23 protein-coding genes are annotated in these 25,864 nt (G+C 75.6%); 12 read left to right on the top strand and 11 right to left on the bottom strand.

What is annotated here, in order from left to right:
* Positions 1 to 2: 2 nt before the first annotated feature.
* Together CHC04_RS07480 and CHC04_RS07475 are read left to right on the top strand one after the other, a co-directional pair.
* Positions 3 to 968 (top strand): vWA domain-containing protein, encoded by a 966-nt coding sequence (locus CHC04_RS07480; protein ID WP_217897221.1) that lies wholly within the window; start codon positions 3 to 5, stop codon positions 966 to 968.
* A 328-nt stretch (positions 969 to 1,296) separates the two neighbouring features.
* Entirely contained in the window at positions 1,297 to 2,547 is a 1,251-nt protein-coding gene (locus tag CHC04_RS07475; protein ID WP_217897220.1) for a hypothetical protein, read from the top strand.
* A 99-nt stretch (positions 2,548 to 2,646) separates the two neighbouring features.
* On the opposite strand, the gene CHC04_RS07470 is transcribed toward CHC04_RS07475, so the two are convergent.
* From CHC04_RS07470 to CHC04_RS07460, 3 genes are all read right to left on the bottom strand, one after another.
* Positions 2,647 to 4,149 carry a GGDEF domain-containing protein gene (locus tag CHC04_RS07470; protein WP_089403203.1) on the bottom strand — a complete coding sequence of 501 codons (1,503 nt, stop codon included), beginning with the start codon at positions 4,147 to 4,149 and terminating at the stop codon, positions 2,647 to 2,649.
* 91 nt (positions 4,150 to 4,240) lie between these two features.
* The gene (locus CHC04_RS07465) at positions 4,241 to 5,188 is read right to left on the bottom strand and encodes an alpha/beta hydrolase (protein ID WP_089403202.1); all 948 of its coding nucleotides are present in this window, start codon (positions 5,186 to 5,188) and stop codon (positions 4,241 to 4,243) included.
* 50 nt (positions 5,189 to 5,238) lie between these two features.
* Entirely contained in the window at positions 5,239 to 7,167 is a 1,929-nt protein-coding gene (locus CHC04_RS07460) for an alpha-amylase family protein (RefSeq protein WP_089403201.1), read from the bottom strand.
* Between the two features lie 141 nt (positions 7,168 to 7,308).
* Between CHC04_RS07460 and CHC04_RS07455 the strand changes: the two genes are divergently transcribed.
* Positions 7,309 to 8,169 (top strand): patatin-like phospholipase family protein, encoded by an 861-nt coding sequence (locus tag CHC04_RS07455; protein ID WP_089403417.1) that lies wholly within the window; start codon positions 7,309 to 7,311, stop codon positions 8,167 to 8,169.
* An 11-nt stretch (positions 8,170 to 8,180) separates the two neighbouring features.
* Here CHC04_RS07455 and CHC04_RS07450 read toward each other — a convergent pair whose 3' ends face one another.
* The 3 genes from CHC04_RS07450 to CHC04_RS07440 form a co-directional block, all read right to left on the bottom strand.
* Positions 8,181 to 9,479: a PP2C family protein-serine/threonine phosphatase gene (locus CHC04_RS07450; protein WP_089403200.1), complete on the bottom strand. Its 1,299-nt coding sequence runs from the start codon at positions 9,477 to 9,479 to the stop codon at positions 8,181 to 8,183.
* A 96-nt stretch (positions 9,480 to 9,575) separates the two neighbouring features.
* The gene (locus CHC04_RS07445) at positions 9,576 to 10,028 is read right to left on the bottom strand and encodes a DUF5313 family protein (protein ID WP_089403199.1); all 453 of its coding nucleotides are present in this window, start codon (positions 10,026 to 10,028) and stop codon (positions 9,576 to 9,578) included.
* 50 nt (positions 10,029 to 10,078) lie between these two features.
* A complete protein-coding gene (locus CHC04_RS07440) occupies positions 10,079 to 10,573 on the bottom strand; it encodes a MarR family winged helix-turn-helix transcriptional regulator (protein WP_089403198.1) in 495 nt (164 codons plus the stop codon).
* A 110-nt stretch (positions 10,574 to 10,683) separates the two neighbouring features.
* Between CHC04_RS07440 and CHC04_RS07435 the strand changes: the two genes are divergently transcribed.
* Complete coding sequence (locus CHC04_RS07435) at positions 10,684 to 11,046, top strand: thioredoxin family protein (RefSeq protein ID WP_089403197.1); 363 nt, start codon at positions 10,684 to 10,686, stop codon at positions 11,044 to 11,046.
* Positions 11,047 to 11,244: 198 nt separating this feature from the next.
* On the opposite strand, the gene CHC04_RS07430 is transcribed toward CHC04_RS07435, so the two are convergent.
* The 4 genes from CHC04_RS07430 to CHC04_RS07415 form a co-directional block, all read right to left on the bottom strand.
* A complete protein-coding gene (locus CHC04_RS07430; RefSeq protein ID WP_089403196.1) occupies positions 11,245 to 11,865 on the bottom strand; it encodes a LutC/YkgG family protein in 621 nt (206 codons plus the stop codon).
* Positions 11,862 to 13,385, bottom strand: a complete 1,524-nt coding sequence (locus tag CHC04_RS07425; protein WP_089403195.1) for a LutB/LldF family L-lactate oxidation iron-sulfur protein — start codon at positions 13,383 to 13,385, stop codon at positions 11,862 to 11,864. Before CHC04_RS07425 ends, CHC04_RS07430 begins: the two co-directional genes overlap by 4 nt.
* Positions 13,386 to 13,455: 70 nt before the next feature.
* Positions 13,456 to 14,229 carry a (Fe-S)-binding protein gene (locus CHC04_RS07420; protein WP_089403194.1) on the bottom strand — a complete coding sequence of 258 codons (774 nt, stop codon included), beginning with the start codon at positions 14,227 to 14,229 and terminating at the stop codon, positions 13,456 to 13,458.
* On the bottom strand, positions 14,226 to 15,257 hold the full coding sequence (locus CHC04_RS07415) for a LacI family DNA-binding transcriptional regulator (protein ID WP_089403193.1): 1,032 nt from the start codon (positions 15,255 to 15,257) through the stop codon (positions 14,226 to 14,228). The genes CHC04_RS07420 and CHC04_RS07415 overlap by 4 nt, the downstream gene beginning before the upstream one ends.
* Positions 15,258 to 15,443: 186 nt before the next feature.
* On the opposite strand from CHC04_RS07415, the gene CHC04_RS07410 reads away from it, so the two are divergent.
* From CHC04_RS07410 to CHC04_RS07375, 8 genes are all read left to right on the top strand, one after another.
* Positions 15,444 to 17,009 carry a sugar ABC transporter ATP-binding protein gene (locus CHC04_RS07410; RefSeq protein WP_217897219.1) on the top strand — a complete coding sequence of 522 codons (1,566 nt, stop codon included), beginning with the start codon at positions 15,444 to 15,446 and terminating at the stop codon, positions 17,007 to 17,009.
* Positions 17,006 to 18,085 carry an ABC transporter permease gene (locus tag CHC04_RS07405; protein ID WP_217897218.1) on the top strand — a complete coding sequence of 360 codons (1,080 nt, stop codon included), beginning with the start codon at positions 17,006 to 17,008 and terminating at the stop codon, positions 18,083 to 18,085. Before CHC04_RS07410 ends, CHC04_RS07405 begins: the two co-directional genes overlap by 4 nt.
* Entirely contained in the window at positions 18,075 to 19,091 is a 1,017-nt protein-coding gene (locus CHC04_RS07400; protein ID WP_217897217.1) for an ABC transporter permease, read from the top strand. The genes CHC04_RS07405 and CHC04_RS07400 overlap by 11 nt, the downstream gene beginning before the upstream one ends.
* 40 nt (positions 19,092 to 19,131) lie before the next feature.
* The gene (rhaS, locus tag CHC04_RS07395) at positions 19,132 to 20,220 is read left to right on the top strand and encodes a rhamnose ABC transporter substrate-binding protein (protein WP_089403192.1); all 1,089 of its coding nucleotides are present in this window, start codon (positions 19,132 to 19,134) and stop codon (positions 20,218 to 20,220) included.
* 64 nt (positions 20,221 to 20,284) lie between these two features.
* The gene (locus CHC04_RS07390) at positions 20,285 to 20,647 is read left to right on the top strand and encodes an L-rhamnose mutarotase (RefSeq protein ID WP_089403191.1); all 363 of its coding nucleotides are present in this window, start codon (positions 20,285 to 20,287) and stop codon (positions 20,645 to 20,647) included.
* Positions 20,644 to 21,813 (top strand): L-rhamnose isomerase, encoded by a 1,170-nt coding sequence (rhaI, locus tag CHC04_RS07385; RefSeq protein WP_089403190.1) that lies wholly within the window; start codon positions 20,644 to 20,646, stop codon positions 21,811 to 21,813. Before CHC04_RS07390 ends, rhaI begins: the two co-directional genes overlap by 4 nt.
* A gap of 178 nt (positions 21,814 to 21,991) precedes the next feature.
* The gene (locus CHC04_RS07380; protein ID WP_089403189.1) at positions 21,992 to 24,028 is read left to right on the top strand and encodes a bifunctional aldolase/short-chain dehydrogenase; all 2,037 of its coding nucleotides are present in this window, start codon (positions 21,992 to 21,994) and stop codon (positions 24,026 to 24,028) included.
* On the top strand, positions 24,025 to 25,491 hold the full coding sequence (locus CHC04_RS07375; protein ID WP_245817043.1) for a rhamnulokinase: 1,467 nt from the start codon (positions 24,025 to 24,027) through the stop codon (positions 25,489 to 25,491). Before CHC04_RS07380 ends, CHC04_RS07375 begins: the two co-directional genes overlap by 4 nt.
* 26 nt (positions 25,492 to 25,517) lie before the next feature.
* Here CHC04_RS07375 and CHC04_RS07370 read toward each other — a convergent pair whose 3' ends face one another.
* Entirely contained in the window at positions 25,518 to 25,787 is a 270-nt protein-coding gene (locus CHC04_RS07370) for a hypothetical protein (RefSeq protein ID WP_089403188.1), read from the bottom strand.
* Between the last annotated feature and the right edge of the window lie 77 nt (positions 25,788 to 25,864).

Here is a 25,864-nt window from a genome sequence, read left to right as displayed (position 1 = left end):
CGGTGACCCGCCGGGGCCGCGGCGGCGCCGCGCGCGGGGCCCGACCGGTGCGCCGGCGGCCCAAGCAGCTCACCGAGCAGCCCTCGCTGTACCGGCCGGCACCCGGCGGGGCCGGGCTGGCGCTGTCGTCGGGTGACCGGCGGCGCACCCGCACCGGCGGGCCGGGCGGGGGCAGCGCACCGGGCACCACCGACGAGCCGGCCGAGCTGGTGCCGCTGGCCGACCTCGGCACCGGCGGCGCCGCCGACGCCGAGACCCGGCGCCGGGCCCGGGCGATCGCCCGGCGGCTGGCGGTGCCGCGCCCGCCGGTCGACCGGCGCCCCCGCCGCGGGGTGGGGGAGCTGCGCACCCTGCCGTGGAACGGTGGCTCCGACGAGCTCGACCTCGAGCGCACCCTCGACGCGATCGCCGGCAACCCGTACCCGGGCGAGCGGGACGTGCTGGTGCGCGAGCGGGTGCGGCAGCGACGCTCGGTCGTCCTCGTCGTCGACGTGTCCGGGTCGATGCGCGGGGAGCGGGTGCGGACGGCGGCCGCGGCGGTGGGCGCGCTGGCCGGCGAGCTGGCCCGCGACCGGGTCGGCGTCGTCGCGTTCTGGTCCGACGCCGCGGTGCTGGTCCGGCCCGGGGAGACCGTTCCCCCGCTCGCCGTCCTGGACCTGCTGCTGCGGGTGCCGACCCAGGGGCTGACCAACGTGGCCTTCGCGCTGGAGACGGCGGGCCGGCAGCTGGCGGGGGCGCCGTCCCGCGACGCGCGGGTGCTGCTGCTGAGCGACTGCGTGCACAACGCCGGGCCGGACCCGCGCACGGTGGCGGCGCGGCTGCCGCGGCTGGACGTGCTGCTCGACGTGTCCGGCGAGCGCGACGTGGACCTCGGCCGCGACCTGGCCCGGCTCGGCCGCGGCCGGCTGCGGCTGGTCCACGACTCCCGCGACGTCGCCGCCGCGCTGGGCGCGTTCTTCGCCGACTGAGTGGCACAGCCGGCCCACGGAGCCGGGACCGCAGGGAGCGCTCGGGCCCGGTCGCGACGCGGTGGGAGCGGTGATGGTCCGTTGACGGTCGCGTGACGGCCGCCGACGCAGGATGACGACCCGATCGGCGCCGGAACCCACCCGTCCGGGCCGGGAGGGCGGGTGGGGTGACCGGCGAGGAGGAGTTGCCGCCACCCGGATCCGACCGACGGCCCCGTGCACCCGCCACATCCTCACTCGCCCGTGGACGGTGCAAGGGCTCGACCCAGTACCGAGGTGTGACATGGACCTCCGACCGAGGAACCACGCCCGTCCCACGAGGCACACGGTGGCCACCGCGACACCACCGGCGCCGTCGGCGGACGGTGCCGCGACCACCGCGACCACCGCGACGACGCCGGGACCGCGTCCGGGAGCCGATCTCCCGGACCTCGACCTGCCCCCGGTCGGGGGTCCTGTCTGGGTGGCGTGGCGCGAGGGGACCCTGACGCGAGCAGCGGAGCTGGAAGCGCTGTGTGCATGGGTCCAGCGGAGCAACCCCCGCAGCGACGACGAGGCCCTGGTCCTGGCCATCCGTCGTCATCTGACGGCGGCGAGGGAGGCAGCTCGCGTCGCCAGGTTGAACCCCCACAGGCGCTTCCGGCTGTTCCGGAACGGCCCCCTCATCGAGCGTGCGACCAGCAACCTCGACGCCGCCGAGGCGCACCTCCTCAACCTCCTGCCACCTGCGTACGTCCTGGGTCAGATGCCCTGCCTGCTCCGGCACGTGCAGTGCCACCTCCCTCCGACGGACCCGCGACGTCAGGAGTTCGAAGCCATCACCGGGAGGCTGGGGATACGGGATCCGGACCATCCACAGCTCCGGGACTCCGTGGCCGTGACCCCCGAGGCGAAGCTGCGGATCGTGGACGACGAGCGCCGCAAGATCGTGACGATCGTGAGAGGCGCGAGCTCGGCCGCGCTCCGGGAGCACGTTCGCCTGCGGAGCTTCCGCAACGTCGTGGTGGCGACCACCGTGTTCATGACGGCCCTCGCGATCGCCGTCGCGGTGACGGGCTTCCTCCACCAGACCCTGTTCCCCCTGTGCTTCGCCCCCGAGGAGACGGGCATCGCGGCAGTCGTGTGCCCGACGAACCAGTCCGGGCCCTTCATCCCGCTGGGAGGGCAGCCGCAACCCGGCATACCGCTGCGCGACATCGACGACGTGACGGCGGAGACGGCGCGGCCGCAGGACCTCATCGTGGTCGAGCTCGTCGGGCTGACCGCGGCAGCGATCGCGAGTGCCGCGGCCATCCGCCGCATGAAGGGATCGTCCGAGCGGTACGGCCTGCCCGTCGCACTCGCCGCACTCAAGCTGCCGACCGGCGCGGTCACCGCCTTCCTCGGACTCCTGCTCATGCGGGGCCAGTTCATCCCCGGCCTCAGCGCGCTGGACACGTCCGCGCAGATCCTGGCCTGGGCGCTGGTCTTCGGGTACGCGCAGCAGCTGTTCACCCGTCTGGTCGATCAGCAGGGGCAGACCGTGCTCGACAGTGTCCGGGGCGCGGACAGGCCTCAGCGCGGTCCCGATCCGGCGTGAGTCCGTGGTCGCCGCCGGCGGGGGAAACGGAGCCACGGCGGACCCCTGGGATGCCGGCTCGCGGCCGGTCACGGTGTGCGGGCGGCCGGCGCGGCGGACCTAGGCGCGTGCGCCGTGGCGGACCACGCGGCCCTTGCCGGTGCGCTTGGCCGTGTACATCGCCGCGTCGGCGCGGGCCATGAGCTCGTCGGCGCCCACCGCGGCGTCGCCGGCGCCGAGGGCGACCACGCCGGTGCTGGCCCCCACCGCACGGGTCCGGCCGGCGACGCTGAACGGCACGTCCATCGCCGTCGCGATCCGCGCGGCGGCCTCCATCGGGTCCCCGCCGTCCTCCAGGAGGGCGGCGAACTCGTCCCCGCCCAGCCGGGCCACCGTGTCGCCGCCGCGCAGGGCGCCGGTGAGCCGCTCGGCGACCCGCAGCAGCAGCTCGTCGCCGGCTGCGTGGCCCAGGGTGTCGTTGACCGACTTGAAGTCGTCGAGGTCGAGGAACACGACGGCGACCGGCCGCATGTCCCGGGCGTGCAGGGCCAGGGCGTGCTGGAGCCGGTCGAGGAACAGCGACCGGTTGGCCAGGCCGGTGAGCGGGTCGGAGAAGGCCAGGTGCCGCAGCTGCGCCTCGCGGGAGGCGAGGTCGCCGGCGAGGCGGACGTTCTCCCGGACGGTCATGTACTGCCGGGCGATCAGCGCGGCGATCACCACGGTGGCCGCGACCATCTCCCCGCGCGACAGCGGCGTGCCGGCGAGGCTCAGCGCCAGGGTGGTGGCCAGCGCGGCGGTGACCGGCGCGTAGGGCAGCAGGGAGGCCGCCGCGCCGGACCGGCCGACCCTGCGGTCCCCGGTCGTGGTGGCGGCCGGCCGGCCCGGGCGGCACAGCCCGGCCACGGCGAGCAGCACGAAGGCCAGCGTCCAGCCGGCGTCGGCGGTGCCGCCGTCGTAGCTGCTGGTGGCGGCCAGGTAGGTGAAGGCGCTGTCGGCGACGGCGAGGGCGGTGACCCCCGCGGCGACGAGGTCGAGCGGGCGGCGGTCACCGGAGGTCCGGGTGACCAGCAGGACGGCGAGCACGACCAGGGCGACGTCGGCGACCGGGTAGGCGGCCAGCAGCAGCCGGACGACGACGTCGTGGCCGGTGTCCTCGCGCAGCACCGCGCCCAGCGCGGTCTGCCAGCTGACCAGGCCCACGGCGCCGGCGGTCATCAGCGCGTCGAGGAACCGCTGCCACAGGCCGGTGCGCCCGCCGCCGGCCGGGTGCACCACCAGCGCGAGCACGGCGAGGACGGCGAAGCCGAGGAAGCCGACGTCGGCCAGCGACGGGAACGGCGCCGCACCGCGCAGCGCCAGGACCGTCCAGTAGGACTGCCCGGCGCACCAGGCCGCGCAGGCCGCCGCCAGCAGCCACCAGGCCGCCCGTGCCCGCCGGCCGCCGCACCGGGTGGCGTGCGCCGCGGTGGCCGCCGCCGCGGCACCGGAGGCCAGCGCCTGGGTGAGGTCGGAGACCAGCGCGGCGCCCGCCGGGGGCAGCACCGCGGTGGTCAGCACGCCGGCGGTGCAGACGCCGACGAGCAGCGCGCCCAGGGTGCGGGCTGCGGGGGTGCGCGGGGCCATGCCGGTTCGCTTCCGTCGGGCGGGCGGTGTCACCCGTCTGATCGACCCGGCGGCGCCCCGGGTGGATGCCCCCTCCGGGTGAGGAGCCGTCTCAGTCGTGTGCCGCGAGGACCCGCGCCTGCTCCGTGCACAGCTCGGCCAGTGCCTGCGGGGCGGACCGGCACAGCCGCGGGAAGGCGAGGAAGCCGTGGGGCATGCCCACGTACTCGGTGAGTCGCACCGGCACACCGGCACGCTGCAGGGCGGCGGCGTAGCGGGTGCCGTCGTCGCGGATGGGGTCGTGCTCGGCCACCTGGACCAGCGCCGCGGGCAGGCCGGTGAGGTCCTCGGCGAACAGCGGCGAGGCGTGGGGGTGCCGCGGGTCCTGGCCACCGAGGTAGTGGTCCCGGAAGGCCAGGCAGTCGGCCTTGGTGAGGATCGGGGCGGAGGCGTTCTCGTCGATCGACGGGGCGCTCATCGTCAGGTCGACCGACGGGTAGACCAGCCCCTGGTGGGCGATGCGCGGGCCGGACCGGTCGCGCGACATGAGGCTGACGACGGCGGCCAGGTTGCCCCCGGCGCTGTCGCCCATGACCGCGACGCGGGCGGGGTCGGCGCCGAACTCACCGGCCCGTCCGACGACGTCGACCAGTGCGGCGTAGCAGTCCTCGGCCGCCGCGGGCCAACGGTGTCCCGGGGCGAGCCGGTAGTCCACCGAGACGACGACGGCACCGACCGTGGCGGCGACGTTGCTGCAGAGCCAGTCGGCCGAGTCCAGGTTCCCGAGCGTCCACCCACCGCCGTGGTAGTTGACGACCAGCGGCAACGGACCGCCGTCCGCGTGCTCGGGACGGTAGGTCCGGACCGGGACAGGGCCCACCTCGCCGCGCGCGGTCGAGTCGGTGAGCCGCACGCCGCGGGCGACGCCGCCGAGCAGCAGGTCGGTGACCGGGTTGTGTCCGATGCGCTGCTGCTGCGCCCTCCGCAGCCGCTCCTCGTCCATCGACGAGATCGACAGGCGGCCCAGCAGCCGCCCGAGCAGCCGCACCCGCAGGTCCATCCGTGCCACGTGTTCCTCCTGGGGGTGGGGCCGACCGGTCCGGGGACGGCTCAGGGCTCGGCGAACCAGGCGAAGCCCAGCGCCGGTACGACGACCCGGCCGTCCTCGACCCCGAGCGGCCCGTCGCTGCCGTGGACGAACGCGAAGGTGCCGAACCCGGTGACGGTGTCGGCGTCGACCGTCCGCGGGGCGGACGCGACGTTGGCCAGCCCGACGAAGGTGCCGTGCCGGGGGTGCCGGCGCCGCCACACCAGGACGGCGTCGTCGCCGGCGTCGAGGACCTCGGTGTCGGTGCCGCCGTCGAGGGCGGGCAGCGCGCGCCGGGCGTCGCCGAGCCGGCGCAGCGCGGTGGCCACGCGGCCCTCGAGGGTGCCGGGGTCGGCGGCGCGGGCGGCGGCGGCCCAGTCCATCGGCGGGCGGTGCATCCAGCGGTTGTCGGGCGCCCGCCGCGGGTCGTCGAGGTAGCCGGTGTCGTTGCGCAGGGCGAGCTCGTCGCCCATGTAGAGCAGCGGGATGCCGCCGAAGCCGTAGGCCACCGAGTAGAGCAGCACCAGCCGGCGCAGCCCGGCCTCCAGCGCGGTCTCGTCGCCGCGCTCGAGGGCGTCCTCGATGCCGCACAGGGAGGCGGCCGACCCGGAGATGCGGGCGTCGCCGGTGGCCTCGTTCTCCTGGAACAGCGCGCCGCGGGCGAAGGAGCCGGGGAAGCGGCCGGAGTAGAAGTCGTTGAGGAAGCGCCGGTGGGCGAAGCCGTCGAGGCCGACGGCGGCGGCGTCGGTGTCGGTGACCGCCCAGCCGATGTCGTCGTGGCCGCGCACGTAGGTGACCCACGTGGTGCTCGGCGGGATCGGCTTCATGCGGCCCAGCGCCTGGCGGGCCAGCCGGACCTCGCCGGTGGCCACGCTGCTCCACATCAGCACCATGAGCGAGTTGTGGTACGCCAGCTCGCACTCGGGGCGGTGCCGCTCGTGCGCGCCGAGGTAGGGCACCAGGTCGTCGGGCGCCACGATCGCCTCGGCCTTGAAGACGACGCCGGGGGCGGCCACGCGGGTCAGCGCGTGCAGCAGCTGCAGCAGCGTGTGGCCCTCGGGCTGGTTCTGGCAGGTGGTGCCCAGCCGCTTCCACATGAACGGCACGGCGTCCATGCGGAAGACGTCGACGCCGCGGTTGGCCAGCCAGGTGATCTCGCCGAGCATCGCGAGGGTCACCTCGGGGTTGGTGTAGTCCAGGTCCCACTGGTAGGGCCAGAACGTCGTCCAGACCCAGCCGCCGTCCCCGCCGCGGGCCTCGGGCACCCAGGTGAACGACCCCGGCGCCCGGTCGGGGAAGACCTCGGGGATCGTCGCGTCGTAGGCGTCGGGCATGGTCCGGTCGGGGAAGGCGGTGTAGAAGCCGGCGTAGGCGGGGTCGCCGGCCAGCCAGCCCTGTGCCCACGGGTGCTCGCGCGCGGTGTGGTTGAGCACGAGGTCGATGCACAGGCTCATCCCGCGCCCGTGCAGCGCGGTCGCGACCGCCTCGAGGTCGGCCATCGTGCCCAGCCGCGGGTCGACCGCGCGGTAGTCGGCCACCGCGTACCCGCCGTCGTTCTCCCCCTCGCGCGGCCGCAGCAGGGGCATCAGGTGCAGGTAGGTCGTGCCGAACGAGGCCAGGTGGTCGAGGTGGTCGGGCAGCCGGTCGAGCGTGCCGCAGAACCGGTCGACGTAGCAGACGTAGCCCTGCACCCGGGACCGCAGGAACCAGCCGGGGTCGATCTCGCGGCGGCGGTCCAGGCGGCGCAGCGGCTCCGGCCGCTGCGCGGCGGCCTGCAGCGCGATCGCCAGCCCGCGGTCGAGCAGCTCGCCGGCCCGGTCGCCGTAGAGCACGGCCAGCGCCCCGGTGATGTCGGGCAGCGCCAGCTCCACCCGGGTCAGGAACGCGTCGGCGTCCGCCTCGCCCAGCACGGCCACCGCCTCGCCGACCAGCCGCTCCGGCACACCCCTCATGCGTCCTCCGTCCCGTCCCGTCCACACCCGGCCGCGCACCGCCCCGCCCCGCCCGACCCTAGGACGTCGGCCGGGACCGGACCCGCGGTGCGGGCCGGCCGGTGCCGCGCGCCGCACCGGGACCGGCACGAGACTGGTGCGGTGGACACCACGGGACCCGGGAGCCGCGCGCTCGTCCTCGGCGGCGGGGGGATCGCCGGCATCGGGTGGGAGATCGGGCTGCTGTCCGGGCTGGCCGCGGCCGGTGTCGACGTCGGTGCCGCCGACCTCGTCGTGGGCACCTCGGCCGGCTCGGTCGTCGGCACGCTGCTGCGCAGCGGCGCCGACCTGCAGGAGGCCCACGCCGCGCAGCTCGGCCCGGTGCCGGCCGGCGAGCGGGCGGTGCCCTTCGACGGCGGGTCCTTCTTCACCGCCCTCGCCGAGGCGCTGGCCGGGGCGACCGGGGAGCAGGACGCCCGGGCCCGGGTCGGGGCGCTGGCGCTGCGCGCGGAGACGATGCCGGAGTCCGAGCGGCGGGCGGTGATCGGTGCCCGCATCGGGTCGGCCGGGTGGCCCGCGGCCCGGCTGGTGGTCACCGCGATCGACACCGCCGACGGTGAGTTCCTGGCCGTCGACCGCGACACCGGCTGGCCGCTGCTCGACGCCGTCGCCGCCTCGTGCGCGGTGCCCGGCGTCTACCCGCCGATCACCGTCGGCGGCCGCCGGTTCATGGACGGCGGCCTGCGCTCGCCCACCAACGCCGACCTCGCCGCCGGCTGCGACCGCGTGCTGGTGGTGGCGCCGATGGGCGGGTTCCCGGGCAGCCCGCTGGGTCCCTCCCTCGACGACGAGCTGGCCACCCTCCGCCGCGACGGCGAGGTGCACCTGGTCCTCGCCGACGAGGCGGCGCGGGCGGCGTTCGGCACCAACCCGCTCGACCCCGCCACCCGCGCGCCCGCCGCCCGGGCCGGCCGGGCGCAGGCCGAGCGGGTCGCCGAGGAGGTCCGCGCCTTCTGGGGGTGAGCGGGCGGGCGTCAGCCGGGCAGCACGCGGACGGCGAGCACCGCGACGTCGTCGTCGGTGCGGTCGGGCAGCACCCGGCTCAGCAGCCGGTCGCACAGCGCGTCGGCCGACAGGCCGGCCAGGCCGCCCAGCGCACCGGCGACCCGGGCCAGCCCCTCGTCGATGCCGCGGCGCCCGGCCTCGACCAGCCCGTCGGTGACCAGCAGCAGCGTCTCGCCGGGTCCGAGGGCGGTGACGTGGTCGGTGCGGTCGCCGGGCCGGTCGGTGCCGAGCATGCGCTGCGGCGGGGTGGCCAGCAGCCGCACCCCGCCGTCGGCGGCCAGCAGCAGCGGCGGCAGGTGCCCGGCCGACGACCAGCGCAGCGGGCGGGTTCCCGCCGCGTCGGTGGCGGCCTCGAGCCGGGCGACGAGCGCGGTGGCCAGGGTGCCGACGTGCAGCCCGGCCAGCACCCGGTCGACCCGGTCGAGGGTGCCGGCCGGCCCGTCGGGGGAGTCGTAGGCCAGCGTGCGGACGGCGCTGCGCAGCTGGGCCATCGCCGCGGCGGCCTCCACGCCGTGCCCGGTGACGTCGCCGATGACCAGCAGCGTGGCGCCGTCGGGCAGGACCACGGTGTCGTACCAGTCGCCGCCGACGAGGTCCTGCGACACCGCGGGCCGGTAGCGGACGGCGACCTCGAGACCGGGCGGCTGCGGCGGCGGGGTGAGCAGGCTGTGCTGCAGCGTCTCGGCCACCCGCACCTGACGGCCGTAGAGCCGGGCGTTGTCCAGCGCCAGCGCCGCGCAGCGGGCGACCTCGACGGCCAGCGCGACGTCGTCGGGCCCGGCCGGCGGGCGGTCCCCGCAGCGCACCAGCGACAGCACGCCCACCGCCGAGCCGCGGGCGTGCAGCGGGACGAACAGGCTCGACCGCGGGTCCAGCCGCTCCCACGCGCCGCGCACCTGGCCGTCGGGCAGCGCCCCCGGCCCCAGCTCCGGCTCGACCCGGGTCAGGTGCACCGGCTCCGTGGCGTGCATCGCGGCGGCGAGCTGGGCCTGGTCGCGCGGTGCGGCGACCCGGCCGGCGAGGTAGGTGTCGACGTCGGCGAGGCGGGCCGGGTCGCGGTGGGCGCGGGCGACGGTGCCGGGTGCGCCGTCGCCGGCGACGACGGTGACCGTGGCCCAGTCGGCCAGCTGCGGCACCGCCAGGCGGGCGAGCCGGTCGGCGGCGGTGGCGGTGTCGAGGCTCTCGGCCAGGGCCCAGGTGACCTCGGCCAGGAAGCGGTAGCGGTCGCCCCCGGTGGCGGGTGTGTCGTCCCGGGTGGGTCCACTCACCTCGGCTCCGTCCCGGCCCGGGGTCCCTTCGGGCGTCGGGGACGCAGCGTACGGGAGCGGGCACCGTCGGCACCCTCTCCGACGCTCCGGCCGGCGTCAGCCGCCCCGGCGCGCGCGGTAGCGGGCCGCCCGCTTCGCGGCCGCGGCCCGGCGGCGCTCGGAGTCGCGCGCGTCGCGGTCCCTGCCCGCCAGGTCGCGGACGGCCTGCGCCGAGCCGGGGGCGTAGCCGGCCTTCTTCACCCGGTTCTCCACCGCCTCGGTCATGTAGGCGAGGGAGAAGGCCATGCCGAGGATCAGCCCGCCGAGGGCGGCCAGTCCGCGGATCCAGAAGGCACCCGGCACGAACACGAGGACCAGGGCGATCGGCACGGCGAGCTGGACCAGGGCGCGCGCCACGTGCCGCAGCACCCAGGTGCGCGTCGTCGTGTCGTACAGCACCCAGGTGCGGTGCCGCTCGGGCAGCCCGGCGCCCATCGCGTAGGCCACCCACCGCAGTGCGCCGGGTCGCACCCGGGGCGGAGGAGGGGCGGGATCCGTCTCGGGCGGCATGTCTCCTGTGTACGCCGTCATCGTGAGTGCACCAATGGTTGGGGCACCAATCAACGTGTGGTGTCGGTCTCCAGCGCGTGCTGGGAGGCGTCGATCACCCGGGTCAGGGCGCCGTGCAGGCTCTGCAGCTCGTCCAGCGGCATGCCCAGGTTCTCCACGATCCCGGCCGGGATGGCCTCGGCCCGTGCCCGCAGCTGCCGCCCCCGGTCGGTGAGGGCGATGGCCAGCGCCCGCTCGTCGCGGGGGTCGCGGTCGCGGCGCACCAGGCCCGCCGCCTCCAGTCGCTTGACCAGCGGTGAGAGGGTGCCGGGGTCGAGCTGCAACCGCCGGGAGAGGTCCTTGACCGCCAGCGGCCCGTGCTGCCAGAGGGCGAGCATCACCAGGTACTGGGGGTGGGTCAGGCCCATCGGCTCGAGGAAGCGGCGGTAGACGGCGACGACGTTGCGCGCGGCGACCGACAGCGCGAAGCACACCTGCGACTCGAGGGCGAGCGGGTCGGCGGCATCCGGGCGGTCCTGGGCGGGAGCCACGTCGACGGGCTGCATCCCCCGATGCTAATCACGCCCGGGACCGCCCACCGCGGGCCGGCGAGGGGCCGTGTCCCTGCCCCCGCCCGGCCCCGGGCGTCACACTGGTCGGCGGACGGGAGGTGCGCATGGGGACCATCCAGCTCGCCGGGGCCGACTTCGCCGCGGCGGTGTCCGGGCCGGGCATCGTGCTGGTCGACTTCCGCACGCCGCGGTCGGGGTCGAGCCGGGCCTTCGCCGCGGTGTTCGACGCCGCCGCCGAGCGCCACCGCGACCTGCTCTTCGCCGCCGTCGACGCCGACGCCGAGCCGGCGCTGGCCGTGGAGCTGCGGGTGCGCTCGGCGCCCACCCTGATGATCTACCGCGACGGGGTGCTGGTGTTCGCCGAGCCGGGCTGGCTGCCCGCCGACTCCCTCGACCTGCTCGTCGCCACGGTCCGCGCCCTCGACATGGCCGCGGTGCGCGCGACCTTTCCCGAGCCGATCGACTGAAGGACCCCCTCGCCCCCCACCGCTCGCGAGCTCGCGGCGGGCCCCTGCGAGGGGGCCGTTGCAGCACGTCACCAGGCTCGGCGCGGGCCCTGGAGGGGTGGCCGTGCCGGCGCGCCACCTGCGGCGCCGGGTGTCGACGTGGGGCTGTCCCAGGGCGCGTGAGGCGACACCGGGTCGGCAACGGGCGCCGGCCGGACCTCAGCCGGCGAGGACGACCACCAGCGTGCGGGGGCCGTGCACGCCCTCGACCCGCTGCAGCTCGATGTCCGACGTCGCCGAGGGGCCGCTGACCATCGTCAGCGGAGCGAGCGGGTCCAGCCGGGCCAGCGCGTCGGGCACGTCGGGCACCACCTGCGCGGCCTCGACCACGCACACCAGGACGTCGGGCAGCAGCGACAGGGCCCGCCGCCCGGACAGCGGCGACCCGTCGAGGACCAGCGTGCCGGTCTCGGCGATCGCCGTCGCCACGCCGGTCAGCGTCGCGGCGAAGGCGGCGAGCCCGACCGCGGGCCGGCCGTCGTCCTCGGGAGCACCGGAGGGCCGCCACGCGGCCGGCACCCCGGGGGCGACGACGACGCCGGCCGGGTCCCACCCGGTACCGAGCGCGGAGTCGAGCCCGCGGACGACGGTCGCCGGGATCTCGTCCGGCGCGCAGCGCAGCACGGTGGCGCGGTAGTCCTCGACCCGCTCGGCGAGCAGGTCGAGCAGCTCGTCCCGGCCGAGGGAGCGCGGCGCCGGCAGCGGCGGGACGGCGACCCGCGGCCGGTCGCCGCCCAGCGCGGTCCGGATGCGGCCGAGCACCTCCTCGCGGGCGCTCACGACCGGTGCTCCTCGGTCCACTGCTCCACGAACGTCTTCCTGGGCGGGGTGGGCAGGTCGCGGGTGCGGGTCCAGGCGCTCGCCGGCGGGGGCAGCGCGGCCGGCAGCGTCGGCCGCCCGCGGGCGAGGAACCGGCCGAGCCCGGCGGCGCGCTGCGCGAGGCGCCACAGCCGCGGGTTGCTCATCACCCGGGACAGGCCGCGGAAGGCGACCGCCTCGGCGGTGGGCCGCTGCTGCGCCTCGACGTGCTCGGCGCGCAGGTGCACCAGGATCGAGGGGATGTCGATGGCCACCGGGCAGACGTCGTAGCAGGCGCCGCACAGCGAGCTCGCGTACGGGAGGGAGGCGTTGTCCTCGACGCCGGTCAGCTGCGGGGAGAGCACCGCGCCGATCGGGCCGGGGTAGACCGAGCCGTAGGCGTGCCCGCCGGTGCGCTCGTACACCGGGCAGACGTTGAGGCAGGCCGAGCAGCGGATGCAGTGCAGCGCCTCGCGGCCCACCTCGTCGGCGAGCACCGCCGTCCGGCCGTTGTCGAGCAGCACGAGGTGGAACTCCTGCGGCCCGTCGCCGGGGGTGAGCCCGGCCCACAGCGAGGTGTAGGGGTTCATCCGCTCGCCGGTGGAGGAGCGGGGGAGCAGCTGCAGGAAGACGCCGAGGTCCGCCCACCGCGGCACGACCTTCTCGATGCCCATGACGGTGATCAGCGTCCGCGGCAGCGTCAGGCACATCCGGCCGTTGCCCTCGCTCTCGACGACGGCGAGGGTGCCGGTCTCGGCGACGGCGAAGTTGGCCCCGCTGACGGCGACCCGGGCGCGCAGGAACCGCTCGCGCAGGTGCGCGCGGGCGGCCATCGCCAGCTGTCGCGGGTCGTCGGTCAGGCCCGGGTCGACGCCGGGGATGGTGCGCCGGAAGATCTCACGGATCTCCGAGCGGTTCTTGTGGATGGCCGGCACGAGGATGTGGCTGGGGGCGTCCTCGCCCAGCTGCACGATCAGCTCGGCCAGGTCGGTCTCGACGGCGCTGATCCCGGCCCGCTCGAGCGCCTCGTTGAGGCCGATCTCCTGGGTGGCCATCGACTTGACCTTGACCACCTCGTCGGTGCCGGAGGCCCGCACCAGCTCGGTGACGATGCGGTTGGCCTCGGCGGCGTCGCGGGCCCAGTGCACCGTGCCGCCGCGCGCGGTGACCTGCCGCTCGAGCTCCTCGAGGTGCTCGTCGAGCCGGGCCATGGTGGCGGCCTTGAGCGCCTTGCCGGCCTGCCGCAGCTGCTCCCAGTGCGGCACCTCCGAGACGACGGCGGCGCGCTTGCCGCGGATGGTCGTCGTCGCCCGGCCGAGGTTGGCCCGCAGCTGCCCGTCGCGCAGCGCCGTGCGGGCGGCGTCGGGGAAGGGCTGCTCGCCGCGCAGGTGACCCACCCCGCGGGGCGCGGTGGGCAGGCCGAGGAACGTCGTCCCGGAGCGGGGGGCGCCCGGCGCGAGCGGCGTCGGGTCGGTGCGGGCGTCCGGCGGCGTCGTCGTCACGCGGCTCTCCTCCGTGCAGTGCCGCGGACGTGCACGGTCGTGCCCGGTGCACGTCCGCGGAAGTGCACGGTCATGCCCGCACCGCCGGCCGGGTGGTCTGGGTGGGGCTCACGTCGTCCTCCGTCGAGGCGAGGATCTCGGCCAGGTGCACCGTCCGGGTGCCCGAGCGCAGCCGCGAGAGCCCGCCGCCGATGTGCATCAGGCAGGACGCGTCGCCGGCGGTGCACACCTCGGCGTGCGTGGACAGCACGTTGGCCATCTTGTCGGTGAGCATCGCCGTCGAGGTGTCGGCGTTCTTCACCGAGAACGTGCCGCCGAACCCGCAGCAGGACTCCGCGCCGGGCAGCTCCACCAGGTCGAGCCCGCGGACGGCGCGCAGCAGCGCCAGCGGCCGGTCACCGACCCGCAGCAGCCGCAGCGAGTGGCAGGTCGGGTGGTAGGTGACCCGGTGCGGGTAGTAGGCGCCGACGTCGGTGACGCCGAGGACGTCGACGAGGAACTGCGACAGCTCGTACGTGCGCGCGGCCAGCGCCTCGGCCTCCTCGGCGAGCGCGTGCTCCCCGGCCCGGCGGGCGACGGCCGCCTGCTGGTGGTGGATCGAGGCGACGCACGACCCCGACGGCGCCACGACCGCCTCGGCGCCGGCGAAGGCGCGCACGTGGTTGGCCACGACGGGCACCGCCTCGCGCCGGTAGCCGGTGTTGACGTGCATCTGCCCGCAGCAGGCCTGGTCGCGCGGCACGACCACCTCGTGGCCGAGCCGCTGCAGCAGCACCGCCGTCGCCCGGGCCACCTGCGGCACCAGCGTGTCGACCAGGCAGGTGGCGAACAGCGCGACCCTCACCGGGACCCCTCCCTGTCGCGGAACACCACGCTCGACTCGCGCACCACCAGCGTGGGCTCGACGACCTCCTGCACGTGCACGTGCCCCTCCCCGCGCGCCTCGTCGAGCAGCAGCTCCGCCGCGCGCGACCCCAGGGCCACGCGGGGCTTGCGCACCGAGGTCAGCGGCACCGCGGCGGCCGCGGCGAAGTCGATGTCGTCGTAGCCGACGATGGCGACGTCGTCGGGCACCCGCACGCCCTGGCGGACCATCTCCTGCAGCACGCCCAGCGCCATGAGGTCGTTCGCGCACACGACGGCGGTCGGGCGGCGGGCGGCGGGTGTCCCCACGATGCGGGCGGCGGCCTCCCGACCGGCCTCGACGGTGAGCACCTCCGGCGAGAAGACGACGAGCGCGTCGTCGCTGCCGGTGGCCTCCCGGACGGCGGCCTCGACGCCGGCGTGCCGCTCCTGCACCTGCGGCAGGCCCGACGCGCCGCCGACGAAGGCGATCCGCCGGTGCCCGCGCTCGAGCAGGTGCTCCGCGGCCAGCCGCCCGCCCAGCACGTCGTCGACGGCGATCGAGCACTGGTCGGGCGAGGGCGCGCGCCGGTCGACCAGCACCACCGGGACGCCGCGGCGGCGCAGCGTCTGCAGGTTCGGGGAGAGCTCGGCGGTGGGGGTGATCAGCACGCCCTGCACCCGCTGCTCGGCGAGCACGTCGAGGTGGGCGGACTCCTTCTCCGGACGGTCGTCGGAGTTGCACAGGATCACCGCGAGGCCGGCCCGGTTGGCGACGTCCTCGACGCCGCGGGCCACGTCGGTGAAGAACGGGTTGGCGATGTCCAGCACGACCAGGCCGATCGTGCGGCTGTGCCCGGCGCGCAGGTGGCGGGCCGACTCGTTGCGCACGAAGCCGAGCGCGGTGATCGCCTCGAGCACCCGCTCGCGGGTCGCCTCGCTGACCTGCCCCGGCCGGTTGAGGACGTTGCTGACCGTGCCGACCGACACCCCGGCGCGCTCGGCGACGTCGCGGATGCTGGCGGGCACGGGTCTCCTCGCGGGGTGCAGGGGCGTGACGGGGGACACCGTCCGGTGCCGATGGTCGCCCCTGACCTGAAACGTGTCAAACACGCGACGCCGAGGTCCCCACGGGGCGTTGACACGTCTCCGAACGCGGCCCTATGGTCTGCGCCACAGATCGGCTGAATCGTTTCACAGACGGAGGTGGTCACCGTGGACCACGCCTCGGCACCCCCGGTGCCGCCGGCGGCCGGTGCGGCCGGTGACGGCGCCGTGGTCCTCGCCCTCGAGGACGTCGGCAAGAGCTTCGGCGCGGTCGCCGCGCTGCGCGGCGCCCGGCTGGAGCTGCGCGCCGGCGAGGCGCACGCCCTGGTGGGGGAGAACGGCGCCGGCAAGTCGACCCTGGTGAAGATCCTCGCCGGCGTGCACCGCCCCGACACCGGGCGCGTGCTGCTCGACGGGCAGCCGGTGACGCTGGCCGACCCGGCCGCCGCGCGGGCGGCCGGCATCGCGGTCATCTACCAGGAGCCGACGCTGTTCCCCGACCTGTCGGTCGCGGAGAACATCTTCATGGGCCGCCAGCCGCTGCTGTCCGGCCGCCGCATCGACCGCCGCGGCCTGGCCCGGCGGTGCCGGGCGCTGTTCGACCGGCTGGGCGTCGCCCTGGACCCGGACCGACCGGCGCGCGGCCTGTCGATCGCCGACCAGCAGATGGTCGAGATCGCCAAGGCGCTGTCGTTCGACGCCCGGGTGCTGGTGATGGACGAGCCGACCGCGGCGCTGTCCGGCGTCGAGGTGGAGCGGCTGTTCGCCGTCGCCCGGTCGCTGCGCGACTCCGGCGCCGCGGTGCTGTTCATCTCCCACCGCTTCGACGAGGTGTTCGACCTCTGCGACCGGATCACGGTCATGCGCGACGGGCAGTGGGTCTCCACCGACCCCACCGGCGACCTCACCGTCGACCAGGTCGTGCGCCGCATGGTCGGCCGCGAGGTCTCCTCGCTGTTCCCCAAGACCGACGTCGAGCCCGGCGAGGTCGTGCTCGAGGTGCGCGGCCTGACCACCCGCGGGGTGTTCTCCGACGTCTCCTTCGACGTGCGGGCCGGCGAGATCGTGGCGCTGGCCGGCCTGGTCGGCGCCGGCCGCAGCGAGATCGTGCGCGCGGTCTTCGGCGTGGACCCCTACGACGCCGGCTCGGTCCGGGTGTCGGGCAAGGCGCTGAAGAAGGGCGACCCGGCCGCGGCCATGGCCGCCGGCATCGCGCTGGTGCCCGAGGACCGCCGCCAGCAGGGCCTTGTCATGGAGCTGTCGGTGGAGAAGAACGCCACCCTGACCCGGCGCTGGAAGCTCGCCCGGGCGGGTCTGCTCAGCTCCCGCGCCGAGCGGGCGCAGGCCGCCGAGTGGTCCAAGCGGCTACAGGTCAAGGCCGGGAGGCTCTCCGACCCGGTGTCCACGCTGTCGGGCGGCAACCAGCAGAAGGTCGTCCTCGCCAAGTGGCTGTCGACCCGGCCCCGGGTGCTGATCGTCGACGAGCCCACCCGCGGCATCGACGTCGGCACCAAGTCCGAGGTGCACCGGCTGCTGTCGCAGCTGGCCGCCGAGGGGCTGGCCGTCGTCATGGTGTCCAGCGAACTGCCGGAGGTGCTCGGCATGGCCGACCGCGTCCTCGTCGTCGCCGAGGGCCGCCTCGTCGACGACATCCCCCGCGCCCGCGCCGACGAGGACAGCGTGATGCTGGCCGCGACCGGGCAGGGCGCCGTCGCCACCGGGGGCGCCCGGTGAGCGCGCCGACGACGCGGACGCCCGCCCCGCTGCCGGAGGAGCTGGCCGCCCCCGAGCGCACCGGCCGCCGCGGCTCGGCGCTGGTGCACCGCCTGTTCGTCGTCCGCGAGCTCGGCATCCTCGCCGCGCTGGTGCTGCTGGTCGTCGTCACGGTCATCGCCAACCCCCGGTTCCTGTCGGGGCAGAACGTCCGCGACCTGCTGCTGTCCGCGGCGATCCTCACCGTGCTGGCCGCCGGCCAGACGATGGTGATCGTCACCCGCAACGTCGACCTGTCGGTCGGCTCGGTGCTCGGGCTGTCGGCCTACGCCACCGGCACGCTGCTGGTGGAGGCGCCCGGCACCCCCGTGGTCGTCGCGGTGCTGGCCGGCATGGCCGTCGGCGCGGTGTGCGGCCTGGTCAACGGCGTCATCGTGGCCACCGCCGGGGTGCCCTCCCTGGTGGTCACCCTCGGCACGCTCTACGCCTTCCGCGGGCTGGTCTCGCTGTGGGCCTCCAGCGCCGACCGGCTGCAGATCAACGCCGCCGACCTGCCCGCCGGGTTCAAGTCCCTCGGCGGCGCCCGGCTGCTCGGCGTGCCGGTGCTGTTCCTCGTCGCCGTCGCCGTCGTTCTGCTGGTCGGGTACTACCTGCGCACGTTCCGCAGCGGCCGTGAGCTCTACGGCATCGGCTCGGCCCCCGAGGCCGCGCGGCTCTCGGGCATCCCGGTCGGCCGGCGGGTGCTCACCGCCTTCGTCGTCAACGGCGCCCTGGCGGGGCTGGCCGGCGTCCTCTACGCCGCCCGGTTCCAGACGCTGGACACCACCGCCGGCACCGGGCAGGAGCTGTTCGTCGTCGCCGCCGCGGTCGTCGGCGGGGTCGCCATCTTCGGCGGCAGCGGCTCGGTCTACGGCGCCGCGCTCGGCGCGCTGCTGCTCACCACGATCGGCACCGCGCTGCCGCAGCTGGGCCTGGACCCGTTCTGGCGGGACGCCGCCGTCGGCGCGCTGATCCTCGCCGCCATCGCCCTCGACCGCGCGCTGCAGCTGCGCCTGGCCGCCCGCCTCCGGGGGAGGAACGCCCGCCGTGACCGTTGAGACCGCCACCCCGACCGCCCCGGCGCCCGCCGCGCCGGGCCGCCGCGGGCCGACCCTGCCCAGCGGCAGCGTCATCACGACCTTCCTGGTGCTGTTCCTGGTCGTCGCGGCGTTCACCGTCGACGGCTTCGCCAGCACCCGCAACGCCGGCTTCCTGCTGCTCGACGTCGTCGTCATCGCGCTCATCGCGCTGCCGCTGACGCTGATCGTGGTCACCGGCGAGATCGACCTGTCGGTGGCCAGCACCGTCGGCCTGTCCAGCGCGGTCATGGGCCGGCTGTGGCTGGCCGGCCTGCCGCTGGAGACGATCGTCCCGCTGGTGCTCGTGCTGGGCGCGGTGCTCGGCGCGGTCAACGGCTTCCTCGTGACCCGGCTCGGGCTGCCCTCGCTGGCGGTCACCATCGGCACGCTGGCGCTCTACCGCGGGCTGGCCTTCGTCGTCCTCGGCGACCAGGCGGTGGCCGACTTCCCGCGCGCCTGGACGACGTGGGCGATCAGCTCGATCGGCTCCACCGGCATCCCCACCGTCGTGCTCCCGCTGCTGGTGCTCGTCGCCGTCACGGCGGTGGTGCTGCACGCCACCCCGGTCGGGCGGGCGCTGTACGCCATGGGCAACAGCGAGGACGCCGCGCGGTTCAGCGGCATCGACGTCGCCCGCACCAAGCTGTGGCTGTTCGTGGTCACCGGCGTGGTCAGCGCGCTCGGCGGCGTCTACTGGACGCTGCGCTACGGCAGCGCCCGCGCCGACAACGCCACGGGCCTGGAGCTGCAGGTGATCGCGGCGATCCTGCTCGGCGGGGTGTCGATCTTCGGCGGCAGCGGCGGCCTGCTCGGCGTCATCGCCGGCGCCCTGCTGCTCGGCTCGGTCCGCAACGCGCTGCAGCTGGTCAACGTGCCCTCCGACGTCCTCAACATCGTCACCGGCGTGCTGCTGATCGCCGCCGTCGTCGCGCCGCAGGTCGCCGCCCGGGTCCGGGGCCGGCGCCGACGGCCGGCCGCCACCTGACTTCCCCGCACCACCTCACCCACCCGAAGAGAGGGACCCGATGTCGCTGTTCCTGACCAGCCGCCGCGTGCGCGGAGGCCTGACCGGCCTGGCCGTGGCCGCCATGGTGCTCACCACCGCCGCCTGCGGCGGCACCACCCGCGGCGAGGACGAGGGGAGCAGCGGCGGCAACGACGCCGCCGGCGCCTCCGCGGACCCGGACGCCGAGATCCCCGCCGACCTCGCGGTCGCCTTCCTGCCCAAGCAGCTCAACAACCCCTACTTCGACGTCGCCGCCGCCGGCTCCGAGCGCGCCGTCGGCGAGATCGACGGCGAGTTCAGCCAGGTCGGCCCGTCGGAGGCGAGCGCCTCCTCGCAGGTCAGCTACATCAACACGCTGACCCAGCAGGGCGCCGACGTCATCCTCACCTCGGCCAACGACCCCAACGCCATCTGCGGGGCGCTCGACCAGGCGCGCAGCGGCGGCGCCAGCGTCGTCACCTTCGACTCCGACACCGACCCGGAGTGCCGCGACCTGTTCATCAACCAGGCCACGGCCGACGGCATCGCGCAGACGCAGGTCGACCTCATGGCCGAGCAGATCGGCGGCAGCGGTCAGGTGGCGATCCTGTCGGCGACGGCGAACGCCACGAACCAGAACACCTGGATCGAGCTCATGACCGAGTACGCCGCGCAGGAGTACCCGGACATGGAGATCGTGACCACGGTCTACGGCGACGACGAGGACGAGAAGTCCTTCCAGGAGACCCAGGGCCTGCTGCAGACCTACCCCGAGCTCAAGGGCATCATCTCGCCGACCACCGTCGGCATCTCGGCCGCCGCGCGCTACCTGTCCGGCTCGGAGTACAAGGGCCGGGTCGCGCTGACCGGCCTCGGCACCCCGAACCAGATGCGCGAGTTCGTCCAGGACGGCACCGTCACCGCCTTCGCGCTGTGGAACCCCGAGGACCTCGGCTACCTCGCCGCCTACGCCGGCGCCGCGCTGGCCGCCGGCCAGATCACCGGCGAGGAGGGCGAGTCCTTCGAGGCCGGTGACCTCGGCGAGTACGAGGTCGGCGCGGACGGCGTCGTCGTCCTCGGCGAGCCCACCGTCTTCACCGCCGACAACATCGACGACTTCGACTTCTGAGTCGTCCTCCCGCCGCCGCCGGCCGCCCGGCCGGCGGCGGCGGGGAACCCCCGAGGAGACCCGCGTGCCCCGCGCCTGCTTCACCCTCCAGGTCCGCCCCGACCGGCTGGCCGAGTACCGCGAGCGGCACGCGGCCGTCTGGCCGGAGATGCTGCGCGCGCTGCGCGACGCCGGCTGGCGGGACTACCGGCTCTACCTCCGCGACGACGGCCTGCTCGTCGGCGTCGTGGAGACCGACGACCTCACCGCCGCCCAGGCCGCCGTGGACGCCACCGAGGTGAGCGCCCGCTGGGAGGCCGAGATGGCGCCCTTCTTCGTCACCGGCGACGGCTCGGGCAAGGCCGAGCTGCCCCTCGTCTTCGACCTCGACGCCCAGCTGACGGCGATCGGGGAGACCACCACCGCACCATCGGGAGACCCCTCGTGACCACCGACCTCCGGGCCCGTGCCCTCGCCGCGCTGGCCGAGCAGACCATCGAGCTGCCCTCCTGGGCGTTCGGCAACTCCGGCACCCGGTTCAAGGTCTTCGGCCAGCCGGGCGTCGCGCGGGACCCGTTCGAGAAGATCGAGGACGCCGCGCAGGTGCACCGCTACACCGGCGCCGCGCCGCGGGTGTCGCTGCACGTCCCGTGGGACCTCGTCGACGACTTCGCCAAGCTCGCCGCGCACGCCGCCGACCTCGGCGTCTCGATCGGCGCGATCAACTCCAACCTGTTCCAGGACGACGACTACCGGCTCGGCTCGCTGACCCACCCCGACGAGGCGGTGCGGGACAAGGCGATCGCCCACCACGCGCGGTGCGTCGACGTCATGCGCGCCACCGGCTCGACCGACCTGAAGCTGTGGCTGCCCGACGGCACCAACTACGCCGGCCAGGACGACCTGCGCGGCCGGCAGGACCGGCTCGCCGACTCCCTGCAGCAGGTCTACGCCCTGCTCGACCCGGGCATGCGGCTGCTGCTGGAGTACAAGTTCTACGAGCCCTACTTCTACGCGATGGACATCCCCGACTGGGGCACCTCGCTGCTGCACTGCCTCGCACTCGGCGAGCAGGCGACCGTCGTCCTCGACACCGGCCACCACGCGCCGGGCACCAACATCGAGTTCATCGTCATGCAGCTGCTGCGGGTGGGCCGGCTGGGCGCGTTCGACTTCAACTCCCGCTACTACGGCGACGACGACCTCATCGTCGGCTCGGCCGACCCGTTCCAGCTGTTCCGGATCATGAACGAGATCGTCGCCGCCGACGCGCTGACCGGCGCGGGCGTGAACTTCATGCTCGACCAGTGCCACAACATCGAGCCGAAGATCCCCGGCCAGATCCGCTCGGTGCAGAACGTGCAGGAGGCGACGGCGAAGGCGCTGCTGGTCGACCGCGAGGCGCTGGCCGCCGCGCAGTCCTCCGGTGACGTGCTCGCCGCGCACGGCGCGCTGACCGACGCCTTCTCCACCGACGTCCGCCCGCTGCTCGCCGAGCTGCGCGAGAGCAAGGGCCTCGACCCCGACCCCTACGCCGCCTACGCCCGGTCGGGCCACGCCGAGCGCATCGCCCGCGAGCGCGTCGGTGGCACCCAAGCCTCCTGGGGCGCCTGAGGAAGGACCCTCCTGCCCCCCACGCCTCGCAGGCTCGGCGCGGGCCCCTGCAGGAGGGCCGTTCCAGCACCTCACCTCTCCGGACCCCCACCGCAGCGGGTCCCTCCCGTTCTCCGTGCACTTCCGCGGAAGTGCACGCCCCTCCCCCCGGACACACCGACCGGAAGGAACCGCTCCCGTGACCAACCCCGTGGTCAGTGACCTGATCGCGCGCAGCAACCGGCTGGGCGCCGACCCGCGCAACACCAACTACGCCGGCGGCAACACCTCCGCCAAGGGCACCGACACCGACCCGGTCACCGACCGGCCGGTCGAGCTGCTGTGGGTCAAGGGCTCCGGCGGGGACCTCGGCACGCTGACCGAGCCGGGCCTGGCCGTGCTGCGGCTGGACCGGCTGCGCTCCCTGGTCGACGTCTACCCGGGCGTCGAGCGCGAGGACGAGATGGTCGCCGCGTTCGACTTCTGCCTGCACGGCCGCGGCGGCGCGGCGCCGTCGATCGACACCGCCATGCACGGGCTGGTCGACGCCGCGCACGTCGACCACCTGCACCCCGACTCCGGCATCGCCCTGGCCACGGCCGCCGACGGCGAGGCGCTGACCCGCGAGTGCTTCGGCGACCGCGTCGTCTGGGTGCCGTGGCGCCGTCCCGGCTTCCAGCTCGGCCTCGACATCGCCGCGATCAAGGACAAGAACCCCCAGGCGATCGGCTGCGTCCTCGGCGGCCACGGCATCACCGCCTGGGGCGCCACCAGCGAGGAGGCCGAGGCCCACAGCCTCGAGATCATCCGCACCGCCGAACGGTTCCTCGCCGAGCGCGGGAAGCCCGAGCCGTTCGGCGCCGTCGTCCCCGGCCACGAGGCGCTGCCCGAGGCCGAGCGCCGGCACCGGGCCGCCGCGCTCGCGCCGGTCGTCCGCGGGCTGGCGAGCACCGACCGGCCGCAGGTCGGTCACTTCACCGACTCCGACGTCGTCCTGGACTTCCTCGCCCGGGAGGAGCTGCCGCGCCTGGCCGCGCTGGGCACCTCCTGCCCCGACCACTTCCTGCGCACCAAGGTGCGGCCGCTGGTCGTGGACCTGCCGGGTACCGCGCCGCTGGAGGACGTCGTCGCGCGGCTGCGCGAGCTGCACGAGGAGTACCGCGCCGAGTACGCCGCCTACTACGAGCGGCACGCGACTCCGGACTCGCCGGCGATACGCGGCGCCGACCCGGCGATCGTGCTGGTGCCCGGCGTGGGCATGTTCAGCTTCGGCGCGAACAAGCAGACCGCCCGCGTGGCCGGCGAGTTCTACGTCAACGCGATCAACGTGATGCGCGGCGCCGAGTCGGTGAGCACCTACGCGCCGATCGACGAGAGCGAGAAGTTCCGCATCGAGTACTGGGCGCTGGAGGAGGCCAAGCTCCAGCGGATGCCGAAGCCCAAGCCGCTGGCGTCGCGGGTCGCGCTGGTGACCGGCGCGGCGAGCGGCATCGGCAAGGCCATCGCCGAGCGGCTGGCCGCCGAGGGCGCCTGCGTCGTCGTCGCCGACCTCGACCCGGCCAAGGCGACCGACGCCGCGGCCGGCATCGGCGGCGCCGACGTCGCCATCGGCGTGGCCGCCGACGTCAGCGACGCCGAGGCGGTGGCCGCCGCCTTCCGCGAGGCCTGCCTGGCCTTCGGCGGCGTGGACCTGGTGGTCAACAACGCGGGCCTGTCGATCTCCAAGCCGCTGCTGGAGACCACCGAGCAGGACTGGGACCTGCAGCACGACGTCATGGCGAAGGGCAGCTTCCTCGTCTCCCGCGAGGCCGCCCGGATCATGATCGAGCAGGGGATGGGCGGCGACGTCGTCTACATCTCCAGCAAGAACTCGCTGTTCGCCGGGCCGAACAACATCGCCTACGGCGCGACCAAGGCCGACCAGGCGCACCAGGTGCGGCTGCTGGCCGCCGAGCTCGGGCCGCACCAGATCCGGGTCAACGGCATCAACCCCGACGGCGTCGTCCGCGGGTCGGGCATCTTCGCCGGCGGCTGGGGCGCATCCCGCGCCGCGGTCTACGGGGTCAAGGAGGAGGAGCTCGGCGAGTTCTACGCGCAGCGCACACTCCTCAAGCGCGAGGTGCTGCCCGAGCACGTCGCCGACGCCGTCTTCGCGCTCACCGGCGGGGAGCTGACCCGGACCACCGGCCTGCACGTCCCGGTCGACTCCGGGGTCGCCGCGGCCTTCCTCCGGTGACCCGCGAGCTGACCCTCGCGGCCGTCGACCTGGGCGCCTCCAGCGGCCGGGTGATGGCCGCGCGGGTCGGCCCGGAGCGGCTGGACCTCACCGAGGTGCACCGGTTCCCCAACCGGCCGGTGCGGACGGCGGGGACGCTGCACTGGGACGTCCTCGGCCTGTACGCCGGGGTCCTCGACGGGCTGCGCGCCGCCGGCCGCGAGACCGACGGCGTCGACGGCATCGGCATCGACAGCTGGGCGGTCGACGTCGGCCTGCTCGACGCCGACGGCGCGCTGCTGGGCAACCCGGTGCACTACCGCGACGCCCGGCACGCGACCGCGGTGCCGGCGGTGCACGCCGCCGTCCCGCCCGCGGAGCTGTACCGGGTCAGCGGGCTGCAGCACCTGCCGTTCAACACGGTGTTCCAGCTGGCCGCGCTGCGGGGGACGGCCCGGTTCGCCGCGGCGCGGCAGGCGCTGCTCGTCCCGGACCTGCTCGCGTACTGGCTGACCGGGGCGCGGGTCGCGGAGGTCACCAACGCCTCCACCACCGGGCTGCTCGACGCGACGACGCGGCAGTGGGCGACCGGCCTGCTCGACCGGCTGGACCTGCCGCGCGACCTGCTCGCCGGCCTCGTGCAGCCCGGGGAGGAGATCGGCCGGCTCACCGCCGAGGTGCGCGGCGAGACCGGCCTGGGCGAGGTGCCGGTGGTCGCCGTCGGCTCGCACGACACCGCCTCGGCGGTGGTCGGCGTCCCGGCCCGCGACGAGCGGTTCGCCTACGTCTCCTGCGGCACGTGGTCGCTGGTGGGCGTGGAGCTGGAGGAGCCGGTGCTCACCGAGGCGAGCCGGGCGGCCGGGTTCACCAACGAGCTCGGCGTCGACGGCACGGTCCGCTACCTGCACAACGTCATGGGCCTGTGGCTGCTGCAGGAGTCGCTGCGCACCTGGACCGCCGCCGGCCTGCCCGCCGACCTGGCCGACCTGCTCGCCGCGGCCGCCCGGGTGCCGGCCTTCACCGCCGTGGTCGACGTCGACGACCCGCGCTTCCTGCCGCCCGGTGACGTGCCGGCCCGCCTCGCGCAGGCCTGCGCCGAGACCGGGCAGACGCCGCCGCAGAGCCAGGTGGAGACGGTGCGCTGCATCGTCGACAGCCTCGCGCTGGCCTACCGGCGCACGGTGCGCACGGCCGTCGAGCTGTCCGGCCGCCAGGTCGACGTCGTCCACCTGGTCGGCGGGGGCGCGCGCAACGCCCTGCTGTGCCAGCTGACCGCCGACGCCTGCGGCCGGCCGGTGCTCGCCGGCCCGGTGGAGGCCGCCGCGCTGGGCAACGCGCTGGTGCAGGCCCGCGCGCTGGGCGCGCTCGGCGGCGGGCTGGGGGAGATGCGGCGGCTGCTGCGCGCCACGCAGGCGCTGGTGGAGTACCGGCCCTCGGGGTCGGCCGCCGCCTGGGACGCCGCCGAGGCCCGCCTGGCCCGCTGACCACCCGTCGGCCGGAGGGCCGACGGTCAGCCGCTGATCCGCTCGTAGGGGTCCGGCGGTGCGGCACCGCCGGCCACGATCGCCGCCGACCACGCGCGGCCCCACACGTACCCGGTGAGGAAGTCCGGTCCCAGCGCGGCGAGCCGGTCGTTCACCGGCCGGCCCCACCAGCTGATGGTCGCGATCGGCTCGGCGGCGTCGCGCAGCCGGCGGCCGGGGGTGTCGGGGATCCCGGCGGCGGGGCGCTCGGTCGCCGGCGGGGTGAGGAACAGCTGTCGCGCCTGCGCGTAGTGCACCCGGGCATGGTGCGCGCGGGACGCCGTGGCGGGGAAGGCCGTGTGGGGAAGGCCGTGTGGGGAAGGCCGTGCCGGGT

Source organism: Geodermatophilus saharensis, from assembly GCF_900188205.1.
GTDB lineage: Bacteria > Actinomycetota > Actinomycetes > Mycobacteriales > Geodermatophilaceae > Geodermatophilus > Geodermatophilus saharensis.
Note: the sequence above shows the minus strand (reverse complement) of the source record. Positions and strands in the feature narration are given on the sequence as shown.

Coding starts and splice junctions, on each gene's coding strand:
- rhaS (WP_089403192.1), top strand. CDS start 19,132: ATGTCGCTGTTCCTGACCAGCCGCCGCGTGCGCGGAGGCCTGACCGGC.
- CHC04_RS07465 (WP_089403202.1), bottom strand. CDS start 5,188: ATGGACCTGCGGGTGCGGCTGCTCGGGCGGCTGCTGGGCCGCCTGTCG.
- CHC04_RS07460 (WP_089403201.1), bottom strand. CDS start 7,167: ATGAGGGGTGTGCCGGAGCGGCTGGTCGGCGAGGCGGTGGCCGTGCTG.
- CHC04_RS07440 (WP_089403198.1), bottom strand. CDS start 10,573: ATGCAGCCCGTCGACGTGGCTCCCGCCCAGGACCGCCCGGATGCCGCC.
- CHC04_RS07435 (WP_089403197.1), top strand. CDS start 10,684: ATGGGGACCATCCAGCTCGCCGGGGCCGACTTCGCCGCGGCGGTGTCC.
- CHC04_RS07445 (WP_089403199.1), bottom strand. CDS start 10,028: ATGCCGCCCGAGACGGATCCCGCCCCTCCTCCGCCCCGGGTGCGACCC.
- CHC04_RS07470 (WP_089403203.1), bottom strand. CDS start 4,149: ATGGCCCCGCGCACCCCCGCAGCCCGCACCCTGGGCGCGCTGCTCGTC.